The organism is Endozoicomonas sp. Z74, assembly GCF_057680865.1.
In genome coordinates this window covers 16,128-30,212 of sequence record NZ_JBLYZI010000035.1, presented here as the reverse complement: position 1 = coordinate 30,212, position 14,085 = coordinate 16,128, and the positions used below count along the sequence as shown (strand labels likewise).

Annotated in this window: 11 protein-coding genes; all 11 read right to left on the bottom strand. The window is 54.0% G+C overall.

Translation table 11 applies throughout. The features are described from left to right. Nucleotides 1–33 precede the first annotated feature (33 nt). On the bottom strand, nt 34–885 hold the full coding sequence (gene kdsA, locus ACNRUY_RS12145) for a 3-deoxy-8-phosphooctulonate synthase (RefSeq protein WP_488111923.1): 852 nt from the start codon (nt 883–885) through the stop codon (nt 34–36). An 18-nt stretch (nt 886–903) separates the two neighbouring features. Then, nucleotides 904–2,532: a CTP synthase gene (pyrG, locus tag ACNRUY_RS12140; protein ID WP_488111900.1), complete on the bottom strand. Its 1,629-nt coding sequence runs from the start codon at nt 2,530–2,532 to the stop codon at nt 904–906. A 197-nt stretch (nt 2,533–2,729) separates the two neighbouring features. After that, nucleotides 2,730–4,136, bottom strand: coding sequence for a tRNA lysidine(34) synthetase TilS (gene tilS, locus ACNRUY_RS12135; protein ID WP_488111899.1), 1,407 nt, complete (start codon nt 4,134–4,136; stop codon nt 2,730–2,732). Continuing rightward, nucleotides 4,133–5,083, bottom strand: coding sequence for an acetyl-CoA carboxylase carboxyl transferase subunit alpha (accA, locus tag ACNRUY_RS12130; protein WP_488111898.1), 951 nt, complete (start codon nt 5,081–5,083; stop codon nt 4,133–4,135). The genes tilS and accA overlap by 4 nt, the downstream gene beginning before the upstream one ends. A gap of 202 nt (nt 5,084–5,285) precedes the next feature. Next, nucleotides 5,286–8,795, bottom strand: coding sequence for a DNA polymerase III subunit alpha (dnaE, locus tag ACNRUY_RS12125; RefSeq protein ID WP_488111897.1), 3,510 nt, complete (start codon nt 8,793–8,795; stop codon nt 5,286–5,288). A 239-nt stretch (nt 8,796–9,034) separates the two neighbouring features. Then, complete coding sequence (rnhB, locus tag ACNRUY_RS12120) at nt 9,035–9,643, bottom strand: ribonuclease HII (RefSeq protein WP_488111896.1); 609 nt, start codon at nt 9,641–9,643, stop codon at nt 9,035–9,037. Next, nucleotides 9,630–10,805 carry a lipid-A-disaccharide synthase gene (lpxB, locus tag ACNRUY_RS12115; protein ID WP_488111895.1) on the bottom strand — a complete coding sequence of 392 codons (1,176 nt, stop codon included), beginning with the start codon at nt 10,803–10,805 and terminating at the stop codon, nt 9,630–9,632. The genes rnhB and lpxB overlap by 14 nt, the downstream gene beginning before the upstream one ends. Next, nucleotides 10,802–11,566 carry an acyl-ACP--UDP-N-acetylglucosamine O-acyltransferase gene (gene lpxA / locus ACNRUY_RS12110; protein ID WP_488111922.1) on the bottom strand — a complete coding sequence of 255 codons (765 nt, stop codon included), beginning with the start codon at nt 11,564–11,566 and terminating at the stop codon, nt 10,802–10,804. The genes lpxB and lpxA overlap by 4 nt, the downstream gene beginning before the upstream one ends. Nucleotides 11,567–11,631: 65 nt before the next feature. Then, nucleotides 11,632–12,081, bottom strand: coding sequence for a 3-hydroxyacyl-ACP dehydratase FabZ (fabZ, locus tag ACNRUY_RS12105; RefSeq protein ID WP_488111894.1), 450 nt, complete (start codon nt 12,079–12,081; stop codon nt 11,632–11,634). Nucleotides 12,082–12,428: 347 nt separating this feature from the next. After that, complete coding sequence (gene lpxD, locus ACNRUY_RS12100) at nt 12,429–13,442, bottom strand: UDP-3-O-(3-hydroxymyristoyl)glucosamine N-acyltransferase (protein ID WP_488111893.1); 1,014 nt, start codon at nt 13,440–13,442, stop codon at nt 12,429–12,431. Between the two features lie 6 nt (nt 13,443–13,448). Next, nucleotides 13,449–13,979: an OmpH/Skp family outer membrane protein gene (locus ACNRUY_RS12095; protein WP_488111892.1), complete on the bottom strand. Its 531-nt coding sequence runs from the start codon at nt 13,977–13,979 to the stop codon at nt 13,449–13,451. Nucleotides 13,980–14,085: the final 106 nt, after the last annotated feature.

Here is a 14,085-nt window from a genome sequence, read left to right as displayed (position 1 = left end):
GAAAAAAGCGGATAGTCTTACAGAAACCATCGATTACTGAGTGTCCAAAGGTTCAAAGGACTTCACCAGCTCATCAATGGCTTTTATCTGTTTCAGGAAGGGTTCCAGCATTGACAGCTTGAGGGCCGAGGGACCATCACAGCGGGCGTTGTCCGGATCCGGATGCGCTTCAAGGAACAGACCTGCCAACCCAACGGCCATCCCGGCACGGGCCAGCTCTGTGACCTGGTGACGACGACCGCCGGATGCCGCTCCCATTGGGTCACGGCACTGCAGGGAATGGGTCACGTCAAAAATCACCGGTGCACCACCACTGACTTCTTTCATGGTGTGAAAACCCAGCATATCCACCACCAGGTTGTCATAGCCAAAGTTGGCTCCCCGCTCACAGAGAATGATCCGGTCATTGCCGCCCTCCCTGAACTTCTCCGCGATATTGCCCATCTGCCCGGGGCTCAGGAACTGGGGCTTTTTAATATTGATCACCGCCCCGGTCCTGGCCATCGCTGCCACCAGGTCGGTCTGGCGGGCCAGAAACGCGGGCAGCTGGATCACATCCACCACGTCCGCCACACTCTGACACTGGTGAGGCTCATGGACATCGGTAATCAGGGGAATACCAAAGGTTTCCTTGATTTCCTGAAAGATTTTCAGCCCTTCATCCAGCCCGGGTCCCCGGTAGGAGGCAATGGACGAACGATTGGCCTTGTCAAAAGAGGCCTTGAACACATAGGGAATACCCAGCTTTTCCGTAACCCTGACGTACTCTTCAGCCACTTTCATGGCCATGTCCCGGGACTCCAGCACATTCATGCCGGCAAACAGAACAAATGGCCGGTCATTGGCTACGGAAACCTTGCCGAACTCAACAACCTTACTGTTCATCATTTCGCTCATATTGCCTCAACCCTGCTTGCTGAAATTCAATGCAGCATTAATAAATGCAGTGAACAGGCCGTGACCGTCCCGCGGAGTGGAAGTAAATTCCGGATGGAACTGACAGGCAACAAACCAGGGATGATCCGGCACTTCCACCATCTCAACCAGAGCATTGTCTTCAGAGCGTCCGGCCACCAGCAGCCCCGCATTTTCCAGGGACGGTACGTAGCGGTTGTTGACTTCATAACGGTGACGATGACGCTCGGTAATCACATCCTGACCATAGGCCTGGTGAGATTTGGAGCCCGGTGTCAGGTTACACTTCTGGGCACCCAGGCGCATGGTACCACCCAGGTCGGATTTATCCGTGCGGGTTTCCACCACACCTTCAGAATCGATCCATTCGGTGATCAGCCCCACCACCGGATGTTCGGCCTGGCGGTCAATTTCAGAGCTGTTGGCCCCTTTCAGGCCGACCACATTTCGGGCGTACTCAATCACCGCCACCTGCATCCCCAGGCAGATACCCAGGTAAGGAATCCGGTTCTCACGGGCATAGCGAACGGTTTCAATTTTGCCTTCTACCCCCCGGTGACCAAATCCGCCTGGCACCAGAATGGCGGAAACCCCTTCAAGGGCGTCCAGCCCGTCCTGCTCGATGGATTCTGAATCCACATAACGGATATTGACTTTGGTCCGGGTTTTCAGGCCCGCGTGCTTGATGGCTTCAATCAGGGATTTGTAGGCATCCAGCAGTTCCATGTACTTACCGACCATGGCAATGGTGATTTCATCGCTGTAATTAAACTCGCGATCCACTACATCGTCCCATTCGGAAAGATCTGCGTCCTTACAGTCCAGGTTAAAGCGGTCAACAATGATCTGATCAAGGCGCTGCTCATGGAGCATGCCCGGAATCTTGTAAATACTGTCCGCATCTTCAAGGGAGATAACCGCACGCTCTTCAACGTTAGTGAACAGGGCGATTTTCCGCCGGGCAGAAGCATCGATGTAATGCTCACTGCGGCATACCAGAATATCCGGCTGCAGGCCGATAGAACGAAGTTCCTTAACGGAGTGCTGGGTGGGCTTGGTTTTGGTTTCGCCGGCGGTCTTGATATAGGGCACCAGAGTCAGGTGCATCAGCATGGCCCGGTGGGAGCCCAACTCAACCTTCAGCTGTCGAATGGCTTCCAGGAACGGCTGGGATTCAATATCCCCTACGGTGCCGCCTACTTCCACCAGGGCAATGTCCGCATCACCCGCGCCCTGTACCACACGGCGCTTGATTTCATCGGTGATATGAGGGATCACCTGCACGGTTCCCCCCAGATAGTCACCACGACGCTCTTTACGGAGAACATCCTGATAAATCCGGCCAGAAGTGAAGTTGTTCCCCTGCTTCATGGTGGTACGGATAAAACGCTCGTAATGACCCAGATCCAGGTCCGTTTCAGCGCCATCTTCAGTAACAAAAACCTCCCCGTGCTGGAAAGGGCTCATGGTGCCGGGATCGACATTGATATAAGGATCCAGCTTGAGCATCGTCACATTGAGACCACGGGCCTCGAGAATGGCGGCGAGTGATGCCGATGCGATGCCTTTGCCCAATGAGGAAACAACACCGCCGGTGACGAAAATATAACGCGTCATGCTTACCTGCTGTGATTCTGTAAAATGCGGGGTAAAAAAGAGAGACTCAAGATGGGATATCAGGATACCAAACCGGGGGCAAAACGTAAAACGCTTCTCCCGGGAAGGGCGATTATTTTCGATGTTTTTTCAGCCGCAAAAGCCCGCCCTTTCCATCCACTTCAGGCGTTATGGAGGACTTATATGAATGACCCCCATCAGCTCCAACTGAGCCTGAAACTTTCTCCCCCGGTGCTCTGATAGCCCTCACAGACCCAAAGCCCAGGTGCTGCCACCATCCGCTCTCCATCATAGATCAGTGGTAAATACTCTCTTAACCAGGGAGGCACATGGTACTCCTGAAGCCAGCGCTTCAGCGTCTTGCGGCCGGTACGGCCAGCAATGGCGATTTTTTCCTGACCGGCATGGCAGCGGCGCCTGACCATCAAGGGCCTTGCAGGCAAATGGGCCGCCCCCCCATCACCCTCAGCAGCCGAAACCCAATGCAACTGACGTTCACCCAGCTGAATCCGGGGTGATTTCTGCCAGTTCCATAAAAAGGGTTCAAAGGCTTCCAGAGACAAAGCCCCCGTAGCCATCAGCAAGCCCCGGAAGCGCCGGATGGAATAACCGCCAATGTTCAGGCAGGGCTCTGCATCCCCCCGGGCTGAAACCACCTGGTCAAACACCCTGGTCAGGGCATCCCTTGCGGGCGCCATCCATCCCTGGCTTTTCAACCAATGACGAACCACCTGTTTCTGCATGGGGTAATCCAGCTGAACCAGCTGACTAATGACCAACAGGGGCTGCTGCCCTAACAACCAGCCTGGCCGATACTCCACAGCACTGTTCAGCAGGGTGTCCACCTGTAACCGGTGATGGTCATTGATCTCCTCAATCTCTCTGGCCAGCTCCGTCAACCGTTCGGCAACACCGGGCCAGCGGCGCTCAACCTCAGGAATCAGGCTGCAGCGAAGATAGTTTCTGGAAAAACGCTCATCCCGGTTGCTGTCATCTTCGATAAAGCTCAGTTCATACCGCCGGGCGCAGGCTTCAATCGCCGACCTGGGAACCGACAGCAAAGGCCTGAATAAAAGTCCGGCCCCAAGCGCGCGGACCGCTGGCATGCCCTGCAACCCCTCCAGGCCGGTTCCTCGAAACAATCTCAAAAGCACTGTCTCAGCCTGGTCGTCCCGGTGGTGCCCCTGAAGCAGGCAGCCACCCTGACTAACAGTCTGTTCAAATACTTGATATCTGGCCTGACGGGCCGCCTGCTCAATGCCTTTTCCTTCCGCATTAAGGGCGACCCGCTCAACCTGCAGGGGAACCGCCCATGAGTCGCACAGAGACTGGCAATGTTTGACCCAGGCATCCGCACCCGGGTTAAGACCGTGATGAATATGAACCGCACTCAGCGAATGGACACGACCTGCATCCCGCAACCGAACCAGCAGATGCAGTAATACCGTTGAGTCCACACCGCCACTGAAAGCCACGATCAGGGGACGATCCAGATAAGGAGAGAGCTGTTGAAAGACCCACTCAGGACTGAGTGGGTTGGAAGTGCTTTCTTTCGCTAAAGCATTTATTCCGCTATTGGTCTTAAGACGTTGATCAGCACTCAAATCGCACCAAAGTCCCTGATTTTCTGATACCGTTGAGCCAGCAGCGTCTCTTCATCCAGGGCTGACAGCTTATCCAGCTGAGCCACCAGAATCTCTTTAAGGCTCTCCGCTGCCGCTTCAGGGTCACGATGGGCGCCCCCCAACGGCTCAGTAATCAAAGAGTCCACCAGTTCAAGCTCTTTAAGGCGAGCAGCGGTCACTCCCATGGCTTCGGCGGCGGTGGACGCATACTCTGCTTTTTTCCAGAGGATGGAGGCACAGCCTTCCGGTGAAATGACGGAATAAGTGGAGTAGCCCATCATCACCAGATGGTCACAAACCCCAATGGCCAAGGCACCGCCGGAGCCCCCCTCACCGATGACCGTTGAGATGACGGGCACTTTCAGGCGTGACATCACCGCCAGGTTATAGGCAATGGCCTCGCTCTGCCCCCGCTCTTCCGCACCGATGCCCGGGTAGGCCCCCGGAGTATCAATAAAGGTGAGAATGGGCATTTTGAAACGCTCCGCCATTTCCATCAGGCGACAGGCCTTCCTGTACCCTTCCGGCTTGGGCATTCCGAAATTCCGGCGCACCTTTTCTTCAATCTCACGGCCTTTCTGGTGACCAATCACCATGACTGGACGTCCCTCAAGCCGGGCTATACCACCGACCATGGAAGCATCATCGGCATAATGCCGGTCACCATGGAGTTCATCAAATTCCGTAAAGATATGCCGCACATAATCCAGGGTATAAGGCCTGCGGGGATGGCGAGCCAACTGCGCCACCTGCCAGGAAGATAAATCACTGAAAATGGACTTGGTCAGGCTTCGACACTTTTCCTGAAGCGTGGCGATCTCTTCCGTAATGTTCAATTCGGCATCGCTGCTGACCAATCGAAGCTCTTCAATTTTGGCTTCCAGTTCAGCAATGGGCTGTTCAAATTCCAGGTAATTCGGGTTCATGAAATCCACTTGCTCGTATTGGCATCAGCGCTTTGTTGTTTCTACCGCCATTTAAAACACTGTTTTAAAACAAAGGCCGCTCAAAAACGCCGGATGATAAATAGCACTCAAAATACGTAAACGCCAGCGCAATGTCCACAATGCGCCGGTTAAAAAGCGTAAGTACCTGTAAACAGCCCCTGGCAGGCGGCAAGAAAAACAATCAGGCGTACTCAACCCTTGCAGCCTTTTTACCCAGCCACTGCCGCAACTCCACGACCAGTTCATCGCTGGGACTGACCCGCCATTGCTCACCCAGGGCCAGACTGGCCAGGGCATCCTCCTTGGCAAAATCCACCCGAACCGGAAGCCGCCCGGGCTGTCCCGAAAGCAGAGCAGACAAACGACCACTGAAGGAGGCATCCACCTGGTCACTCTTTACTTCCAGCACCAGCTGCCGGGCATAATAACTGCGGGCATCCACCAGCTTCATGACTTTTTTGGCCCGGACTTTCAGGCTGCCCGAGTAATCGTCATAGGATACCTCCCCCTCCACCACCAGAACCGCATCTTTATGGATCAGGTGCTGATATTCAGCAAAGGTATCTGCGAAGGCCGAGACCTCAATGCGCCCGGTGCGATCATCCAGGGTGATAAAGCCCATTTTATCGCCCTTCTTGTTTTTCATAACCCGCAGGTCCACCACCAGGCCGGCAATGTTCTGGGAATCCCCCCGGGCCGGTTGCAGGTCCTTGATCCGGTTTCGAATAAAGTGGCGAATTTCCTCTTCATACTCATCAATGGGGTGTCCGGTCAAATAGAGGCCAAGGGTCTCCTTTTCACCCCGAAGCCGGACCTTATCCGTCCATTCATGGGCTTTCAGATAGGGGTCGTAAACCTTTTCCTCACCGGCAGGCACCAGGGCACCAAACATATCCATATGACCGGAGTCATAACTTTTGGCCGCCTGATCCGCCGCTTTAATGGCCTCCGCCTGGCAGGCTTCCAGCACCGCCCGGTTGAACCCCAGCCTGGCCGGATCGTTGGGAACCGGCCCCAGCATGTCAACCGCACCGGAACGGATCAGGGCTTCCAGCACCCGTTTGTTAATGCTTTTTGAATCCACCCGTTCGCAGAAATCGAACAGATCCTTGAACGCCCCGCCGCTCTTGCGGGCCTCCACAATGGCATCGATGGGGCCTTCACCAACCCCTTTTATGGCGCCCAGACCATAGACAATATGCCCATCGTCGTTGACACCAAACATATACTCACCACTGTTGACACTGGGAGGCAGCACCGTCAATCCCATATCCCGGCACTCTTCGATAAAGGTCACCACTTTATCGGTGTTCTGCATATCCGAACTCATGACCGCCGCCATGAATTCCGGAGGGTAATGAGCTTTCAGCCAGAGGGTCTGATAGGAGACCAGGGCATAGGCCGCCGAGTGAGATTTGTTGAAACCGTACCCGGCAAACTTCTCCACCAGGTCGAAGATTTTCATGGCCAGCTCGCCATCAATCCCCTGTTGGATGGCCCCTTCCTCAAACACAGCACGCTGCTTGGCCATCTCCTCCGGCTTTTTCTTACCCATGGCCCGGCGCAGCATATCCGCCCCACCCAGGGTATACCCGGCCAGTACCTGAGCGATCTGCATGACCTGCTCCTGGTAAAGAATGATGCCGTAGGTGGGTTCCAGGATGGGCTGGAGCCATTCATGCTGGTACTGGGCATCGGGATAAGACATCTCTTCCCGGCCATGTTTCCGGTTAATAAAGTTGTCCACCATCCCGGACTGCAGCGGTCCTGGCCGGAACAGGGCCACCAGGGCGATAATGTCTTCAAAACAGTCTGGCAGCAGGCGTTTGATCAGATCCTTCATCCCCCGGGATTCCAGCTGGAAGACCGCCGTGGTTTCCGCCCGCTTCAACATCTCGTAAGACGTCGGATCTTCCAGATCAATGGCCATGATATCCAGGGGCTCTTCCCCCCCCTGGGCCCGGCGGGGATTGATCATCTTGAGCGCCCAGTCAATGATGGTCAGGGTTCGCAGCCCAAGAAAGTCGAACTTGACCAGCCCGGCGGACTCCACATCATTTTTGTCATACTGGGTGACCACGCCCTGGCCGTGCTCATCGCAGTAAAGCGGGGCAAAATCCGTCAGTTTGGTGGGGGCAATCACCACCCCTCCCGCATGCTTACCGACGTTACGGGTGACCCCTTCCAGCTTGAGGGCCATCTCCCAGATTTCAGCGGCTTCCTCATCGGTCTCCAGAAACTCCCGGATCACCTCTTCCTGCTCATAGGCTTTGCTGAGGGTCATGCCGATTTCAAAGGGAATCATCTTGGAGAGCCGGTCCGCCAGACCGTAGGATTTACCCTGCACCCGGGCAACGTCCCGGACTACCGCCTTGGCGGCCATGGTACCAAAGGTAATGATCTGGGAAACGGCATCCCGCCCATACGTCCGGGCCACATAGTCAATCACCCGGTCCCGGCCATCCATGCAGAAGTCCACGTCAAAGTCGGGCATGGAAACCCGCTCCGGGTTCAGAAAGCGCTCAAACAGCAGGTCGTACTGAATCGGATCCAGGTCGGTAATTTTCTGGGCGTAGGCCACCAGGGAGCCGGCACCGGAACCCCGACCGGGTCCCACAGGAATCCCGTTTTTCTTGGACCACTGGATAAAGTCCATTACGATCAGGAAGTAGCCGGGGAATCCCATCTGCAGGATAATATCCAGTTCAAAGTCCAGGCGATCCCGATAAATCTTCTCCTTGTCGGCATAATCCGGATCCGACTTGTCCAGGATAAATTCAAGTCGTTCCGTCAGACCGTCGTGGGAGAATTCCCGGAAAAACTCATCCATGGTCTTCCCTTCGGGAATCGGGTACTCCGGCAGAAAGTACTCGCCCAGCTTCACATTCACGGAGCAGCGTTTGGCAATTTCCACGGTATTGGCCAGAGCTTCGGGAATGTCCGAAAACAGTTCCAACATTTCCTCTTCGGATTTCAGGTACTGCTCTTCGCTGTAGCGCCGGGCACGACGGGGGTCGTCAAGAACCACACTGTCGCCAATGCAAACCCGGGATTCATGGGCTTCAAAATCTTCCCGGTGCAAAAACATCACATCATTGGTGGCCACTACGGGACACTGGCGTTGTGCTGCCAGTTCCACTGCGCCGTGCAGATACTCTTCATCGCCGGCCCGGGAGGTTCTCTGCAGTTCCAGATAAAAGCGGTCCGGAAAAGCCCCCATCCACTCATCCAGCAGTTCCGTGGCATGGGCATTGTTTCCTGCCAGCAACGCCCTGCCCACTTCCCCGTCTTTCGCGCCCGAAAGAGCAATCAGCCCTTCCGACTGCTCCTTCACCCACTCCCTTTTGACCAATGCCTTACCATGGTGCTGGTTTTCCAGAAACGCCCGGGAGATCAACTCCGTCAGATTTCGATAACCCCTTTCATTCATGCACAGCAGAACCAGACGACTGGGCTCTTCATCCGCCACCGGATTGGCAATCCAGAGATCCGCACCACAAATCGGCTTGATTCCCGCCCCCATGGCAGAAGAGTAGAACTTCACCAGAGCACAGAGGTTTGACTGGTCCGTCACGGCAATGGCCGGGGAGCTGGCTTCCGTAGCGGCCTTGATCAGGGGCTTGATGCGAACCAGGCCATCACTGAGGGAGAACTCCGTATGAACCCGGAGGTGAATAAAGCGTGCAGACATGAAGTTGAAAGTCCTCAATGGGAATCAGGGTTATTTTAGCCATGACAACCATTGGCCAACAAGGACACCTTCCCCATTGTTATACAAATAACCACTACGAAATAAAAAGAGTTTGCGCCCCCACTATTATTACAACCGGAAACGCAGAAGGTTGTTCACAATAAACAGAGTGATATACAGGAAGGCATTTGTTAAAAGAAATCCTGCTATTCTCCAGAGGCCAAACAGCCTGGTTTTAATCACGCTTCAGCAAGCAACTCTTTCACGGGCTTGAAAGAGCGCCGGTAGAAAGGTGCCGGACCCAGCTTTCTTAAAGCTTCCAGGTGAGCTTTGGTGGGGTAACCCTTATGACCTGCAATGCCATAACCGGGCCACTGGCGGTCCAGCTCAACCATCTCACGATCACGGGTGACTTTGGCAATGATGGAGGCTGCGGCAATTTGTGGAACTTTACTATCCCCTTTCACCACCGCCTCAGAGGGGCAGGCCAGTTTCGGACAGCGATTGCCGTCAATATAAGCCATCTCAGGCGCTACAGAGAGTCCCTCAACGGCCCTCTGCATGGCCAGCATGGTGGCATGGAGAATATTCAACTGATCAATTTCAGGCACTTCCGCCCGGCCGATGGACCAGGCCAGGGCTTTCTCACGAATCTCGTCAAACAGTTGCTCCCTGCGTTTTTCAGATAGCTTTTTTGAGTCATTCAACCCGGATACTGGCCGTTCCGGATCCAGAATAACCGCAGCAGCAATAACCGGACCACATAAAGGACCACGGCCAACCTCATCGACTCCAGCGACTTTGCATAAGGAGGAAGACTCAAACCACTGCAGTTCACTCTGTTGCATGCTGACCTGTTTTCCTGATCAATGAATCAACCGCGTCAAAAGCCAGTGCGCTGGCTTCCTGACGAAGCAGCTGATGAATTCGGGTAAATTCCTCTTTGAGAAACTGGCGATAGGACTGATCCTGCAGCGCCTTTTTCATGGCGGTGGCCAGCTGTTCCGGCGTCGCCTCATCCTGCAGAAGCTCGGGCACCAGTTCCCTTCCCGCAAGAAGGTTGGGCAGGGAGACATGCTTGACCTTGACCAGACGACGGAGAATAGCAAAGCTCAGGGGAGCCATTTTGTAGCTGACCACCAGAGGTTTTTTATGGAGCGCTGCTTCCAGAACTGCAGTTCCCGAAGCAATCAGAATCGCATCAGAAGCCGCCATAACCGCCTGGGCCTGACCACTGAATACCGTCACATCCAGATCTGGATATGCCTCCAGAACAGGCAACAACTGCCTTTTTCTCCGGTCATTGGCACAGGGAATCAGAAACCGGGCATCCGGCATCTCTTTTCTCAGTAAGCGTGCGGTATCAAGGAACAACTCCCCCAGTCGCCCCACTTCCGCTTTGCGACTTCCAGGCAACAGACCGATCACCGGTCCATCTCCATTGACTTCCAGTGCCTGTCGGGCCGCTGAAGAATCGGGGTGCATTGGAATCTGATCGGCCAGAGGGTGGCCCACAAACGTCACCGGAACATTGTGCCCCTGATAATAGTCCTCCTCAAAGGGAAGCAGCGCCAGCATGTGGTCTACCGATTGCTGGATCTTTTTCAACCGCCCTTCACGCCAGGCCCAGACCTGGGGGCTGACGTAGTGCACCGTGGCAATACCTGCGGCTTTCAGTTTCTTTTCCAGGGCGAGATTAAAATCCGGAGCATCAATACCGATGAACACATCCGGCTGCTGGTCAATCAGAGTTTCTCTGAGTTCCCTGCGAATACCCAGCAACTCTCTCAAACGACCAAGGACTTCCACCAGCCCCATTACCGAAAGGCGCTCCATGGGATAAAGGCTTTCAAAGCCTTCAGCCTGCATTAACGGCCCCCCAATGCCATAGCATCGAGCATCAGGATAGTGGCGCCGGATCTCTCGAATCAGGCCCGCCCCAAGAATATCGCCGGAAGCCTCTCCGGCCACCATGGCAATCTTCAGTATCCGGGAATCCGATCGGCTCACCGTGTGATTCCACGAGTGGACGTTTTCAGGGAGTCAATCAACAGTTGTATTTCCGGCAGACTCTCCATACTCTCCAGGCGATCAATGGCTTCACTGGTCCTCAAGCCCTGACGATAGATAATTTTGTAACACTGCCGTAGTTTACTGATCAGCTCAGAGCTGTATCCCCGACGGCGCATACCCTCAAAGTTCATACCGTGAGGCTTGGCCGGAATGCCGCTGGCCATGACGAAGGCGGGCAAATCTTTAAACAGGGCACTGTGGGCACCACTCATACTGTATGCACCAATCTTGCAGAATTGGTGAACGGTGGTAAAACCACCAAGAATAACACTGTCGCCTATCAGGACGTGCCCGGCCAGTGACGCATTATTGGCCATAATACAGTTGTTACCAATCACGCAATCATGGGCCACATGGACATAGGCCATCAAAAGGTTATTGTTACCTATAGCAGTAACCCCTTCATCCTGAATAGTTCCCCGGTGGAGAGTACAACCTTCGCGGATCACATTGTTATCACCAATTTCAAGACGGGTCGGCTCGCCGGCATACTTCTTGTCCTGGCAGGCCTCTCCCACGCTGGAGAACTGGAAAATTTCATTATTACAGCCAATACGGGTAGGCCCACGAACCACAACGTGGGGGTGAATTCGGGTACCAGCCCCGATCTCTACGCTGGATTCAACCAGAGTCCATGGTCCAATCTCAACATTTGCCCCAACACGAGCCCCCTCTTCGATGATCGCACTGGGGTGAATCTTTGCCGCTGGGTGGATATCCACTCTCTGTTGTGAAAGGGAATCACTTGGGGTGAGTGTGTCGCTCAAGATTGCATTTCCTTTCTTGCACACGTGACTTCTGCAGAGCAGACAATATTACCATCAACCACCGCTTCACAGGCAAATTTCCAGATATTTCGTTTCAGGGCCAGCAACCGGGCTTTCAGAATCAGCTGATCGCCAGGTACCACAGGGCTGCGAAAACGCACCTTATCGGCCCCGGCAAAATAATAAATCGTCTGGTCATTAACCGTTTCACGCCCCTTCACCTGAAAACCAAGGATACCCGCCGCCTGGGCCATCGCTTCAATAATCAGCACCCCCGGCATAATCGGGTGCTGCGGGAAGTGCCCGTTAAAATGGGGTTCATTACTGGAGACATTCTTCAGGCAGACAATACTGTTGTTTTCGGTATCAACACTGATCACCCGGTCTACCAGCAGAAACGGGTAACGATGGGGCAGTATTCCCTTAATGTCTTCAATTCCTGTCATGGGCCTTTCACTCAACTCGCAATTCTCTTCACTATGAAAACACCGCTGCTTTACTGCTCTGCAGGTGTTTTCATGATTCTGTGTGAGCGGCTCTTACCGCTCATGACTGTTTGGAAAACACCACTACTAAAGCAAATTCATGCTCAGTTCACTGATCCCACATCCTGAAACGTTGGATGATGCTGCCCGACGGTATTTTCCAATGACGACGGCCCAACAGAAAAAGGCTGGATCACCAGCCTTTTCTTAATGGTAAGGTTTCACTTTCACCCTTTTCAGAACAGTGACTAAAGTGCTGCAAAACACCTCTTCAACGCCACTGTTCAGAAACGTTACCGGGAAGAAAGCTACTGCTTTTCCAGCTTGCGAAGACGCCTTGCCAGATCATCCAGCTGCCTGAATCGAACAACATTCTTACGCCAGTCCCGGGCGTCCATAAACCCGGTTCCTGAAGAATAGGCACCTGCTTTGGTAATGGAACGGGTGATCATGGCCATGCCACTGATAAAGGTATTATCCGCAATGGTCAGATGCCCTGCAAAACCAGCCGCTCCGGCAATAGTACAATTTTTACCAATTTTTGTACTTCCGGAAATACCGACAGCGGAAGCGATGGCAGTGTTCTCTCCAATCACCACATTGTGGGCAATCTGTATAAGGTTGTCGAGACGCGCACCATCATGAATCTCAGTGTTGCCCAGAGCCCCCCGATCGATACAGGTATTACTGCCAACTTCAACATCCTTGCCAATCACCACACCACCGATCTGGGCAATTTTATGCCAGCGCCCCTCAGAATGGGCGTTACCAAAACCATCGCCACCGATCACAGCCCCCGCATGAATGATGGAACGCTCACCGATGGTGACACCATGACAAATGGTGACATTACGGTGCAGGTGGACATCCGCTCCAAGAATTGAGTCATGCCCCACCACAGTTCCCGCATCAATCCGGACACCCGCCTCAACCTGAACACCCGCCTCAATGACAACATTGGCACCAATGGCTGCCGTCGGGTCTACAGAAGCGCTGTCACTGACCACAGCACTTGGGTGAACACCGGGTTCAGCTCCCCGGTCCGGATCAAACAGAAAAGAGAGCCTGGCATAGCCCAGATAAGGATTGTCGAGAATCAGGGCGTCGCCCTTGTGCTGCTCAACATCTTTCGGACTGAGAATAACCGCCCCTGCCTGGGTGGTTTCAAGAAAACGGGCATAGGCAGGGTTTGCCAGAAAACTCAACTCATGCTCCCGGGCATCCTGCAGAGTGTTCAAACCGGACAGCTTCCTGTCCGGATTTCCCTGCAACCGAGCCCCTGAGTGCTCTGCCAACTCAGATAAGGTGTAATAATCCTTCATGACCCATTACTTCATCTTGTTGAGACGTTCAATTACCTTGCGGGTCATATCCAGTTCCGGCTTGGCAAAGATTGCCATCTGGCGCTCAAGCACCAGGTCCAGATTCATTTCCTTAGAGACTTCATCAATGGCCTTCTGAAGCTTTGGTCTCAGTTTTTCCCGCTCCGCATTATCCGCTTCCGCCTTTTCCTGGCGCAGCTGCCGGTCTTTCAACTGAAGGTCTTCAAATTTCCTTCTCAGTTCCAGCTGACGCATCTTCAGCTGTTCTTCACCCAACGTTGGGCCATCCTTGCGAAGCTTGTCTTCAAGCTGTCGAATTTCCGCTTCCAGCGCCTTCAGGTTCTGCAGGCGGGGTTTGAATTTGGCTTCCGATTTCCGGGCATAGCTTTTCCCGGCATCGGACTCACTCAACACCATCACGGAATCCAATACACCAATTCTCGTACCACTGCTCTTCCCACCAGTAGGAGCCGGAGCTGCATTCACCAGGGGGGAAAGCATCAACAGTGCCAGAACAGCCAGTCGGATCTGCTTCAAAATCTATCTCCTGAATCATCAATCGTTAACAGCATCAAGTTACCCAAGGAGTTCACCTGCTCATCTGCGGCATTGCCCGGACTAAACAGCGTAGAGCCCGCACATG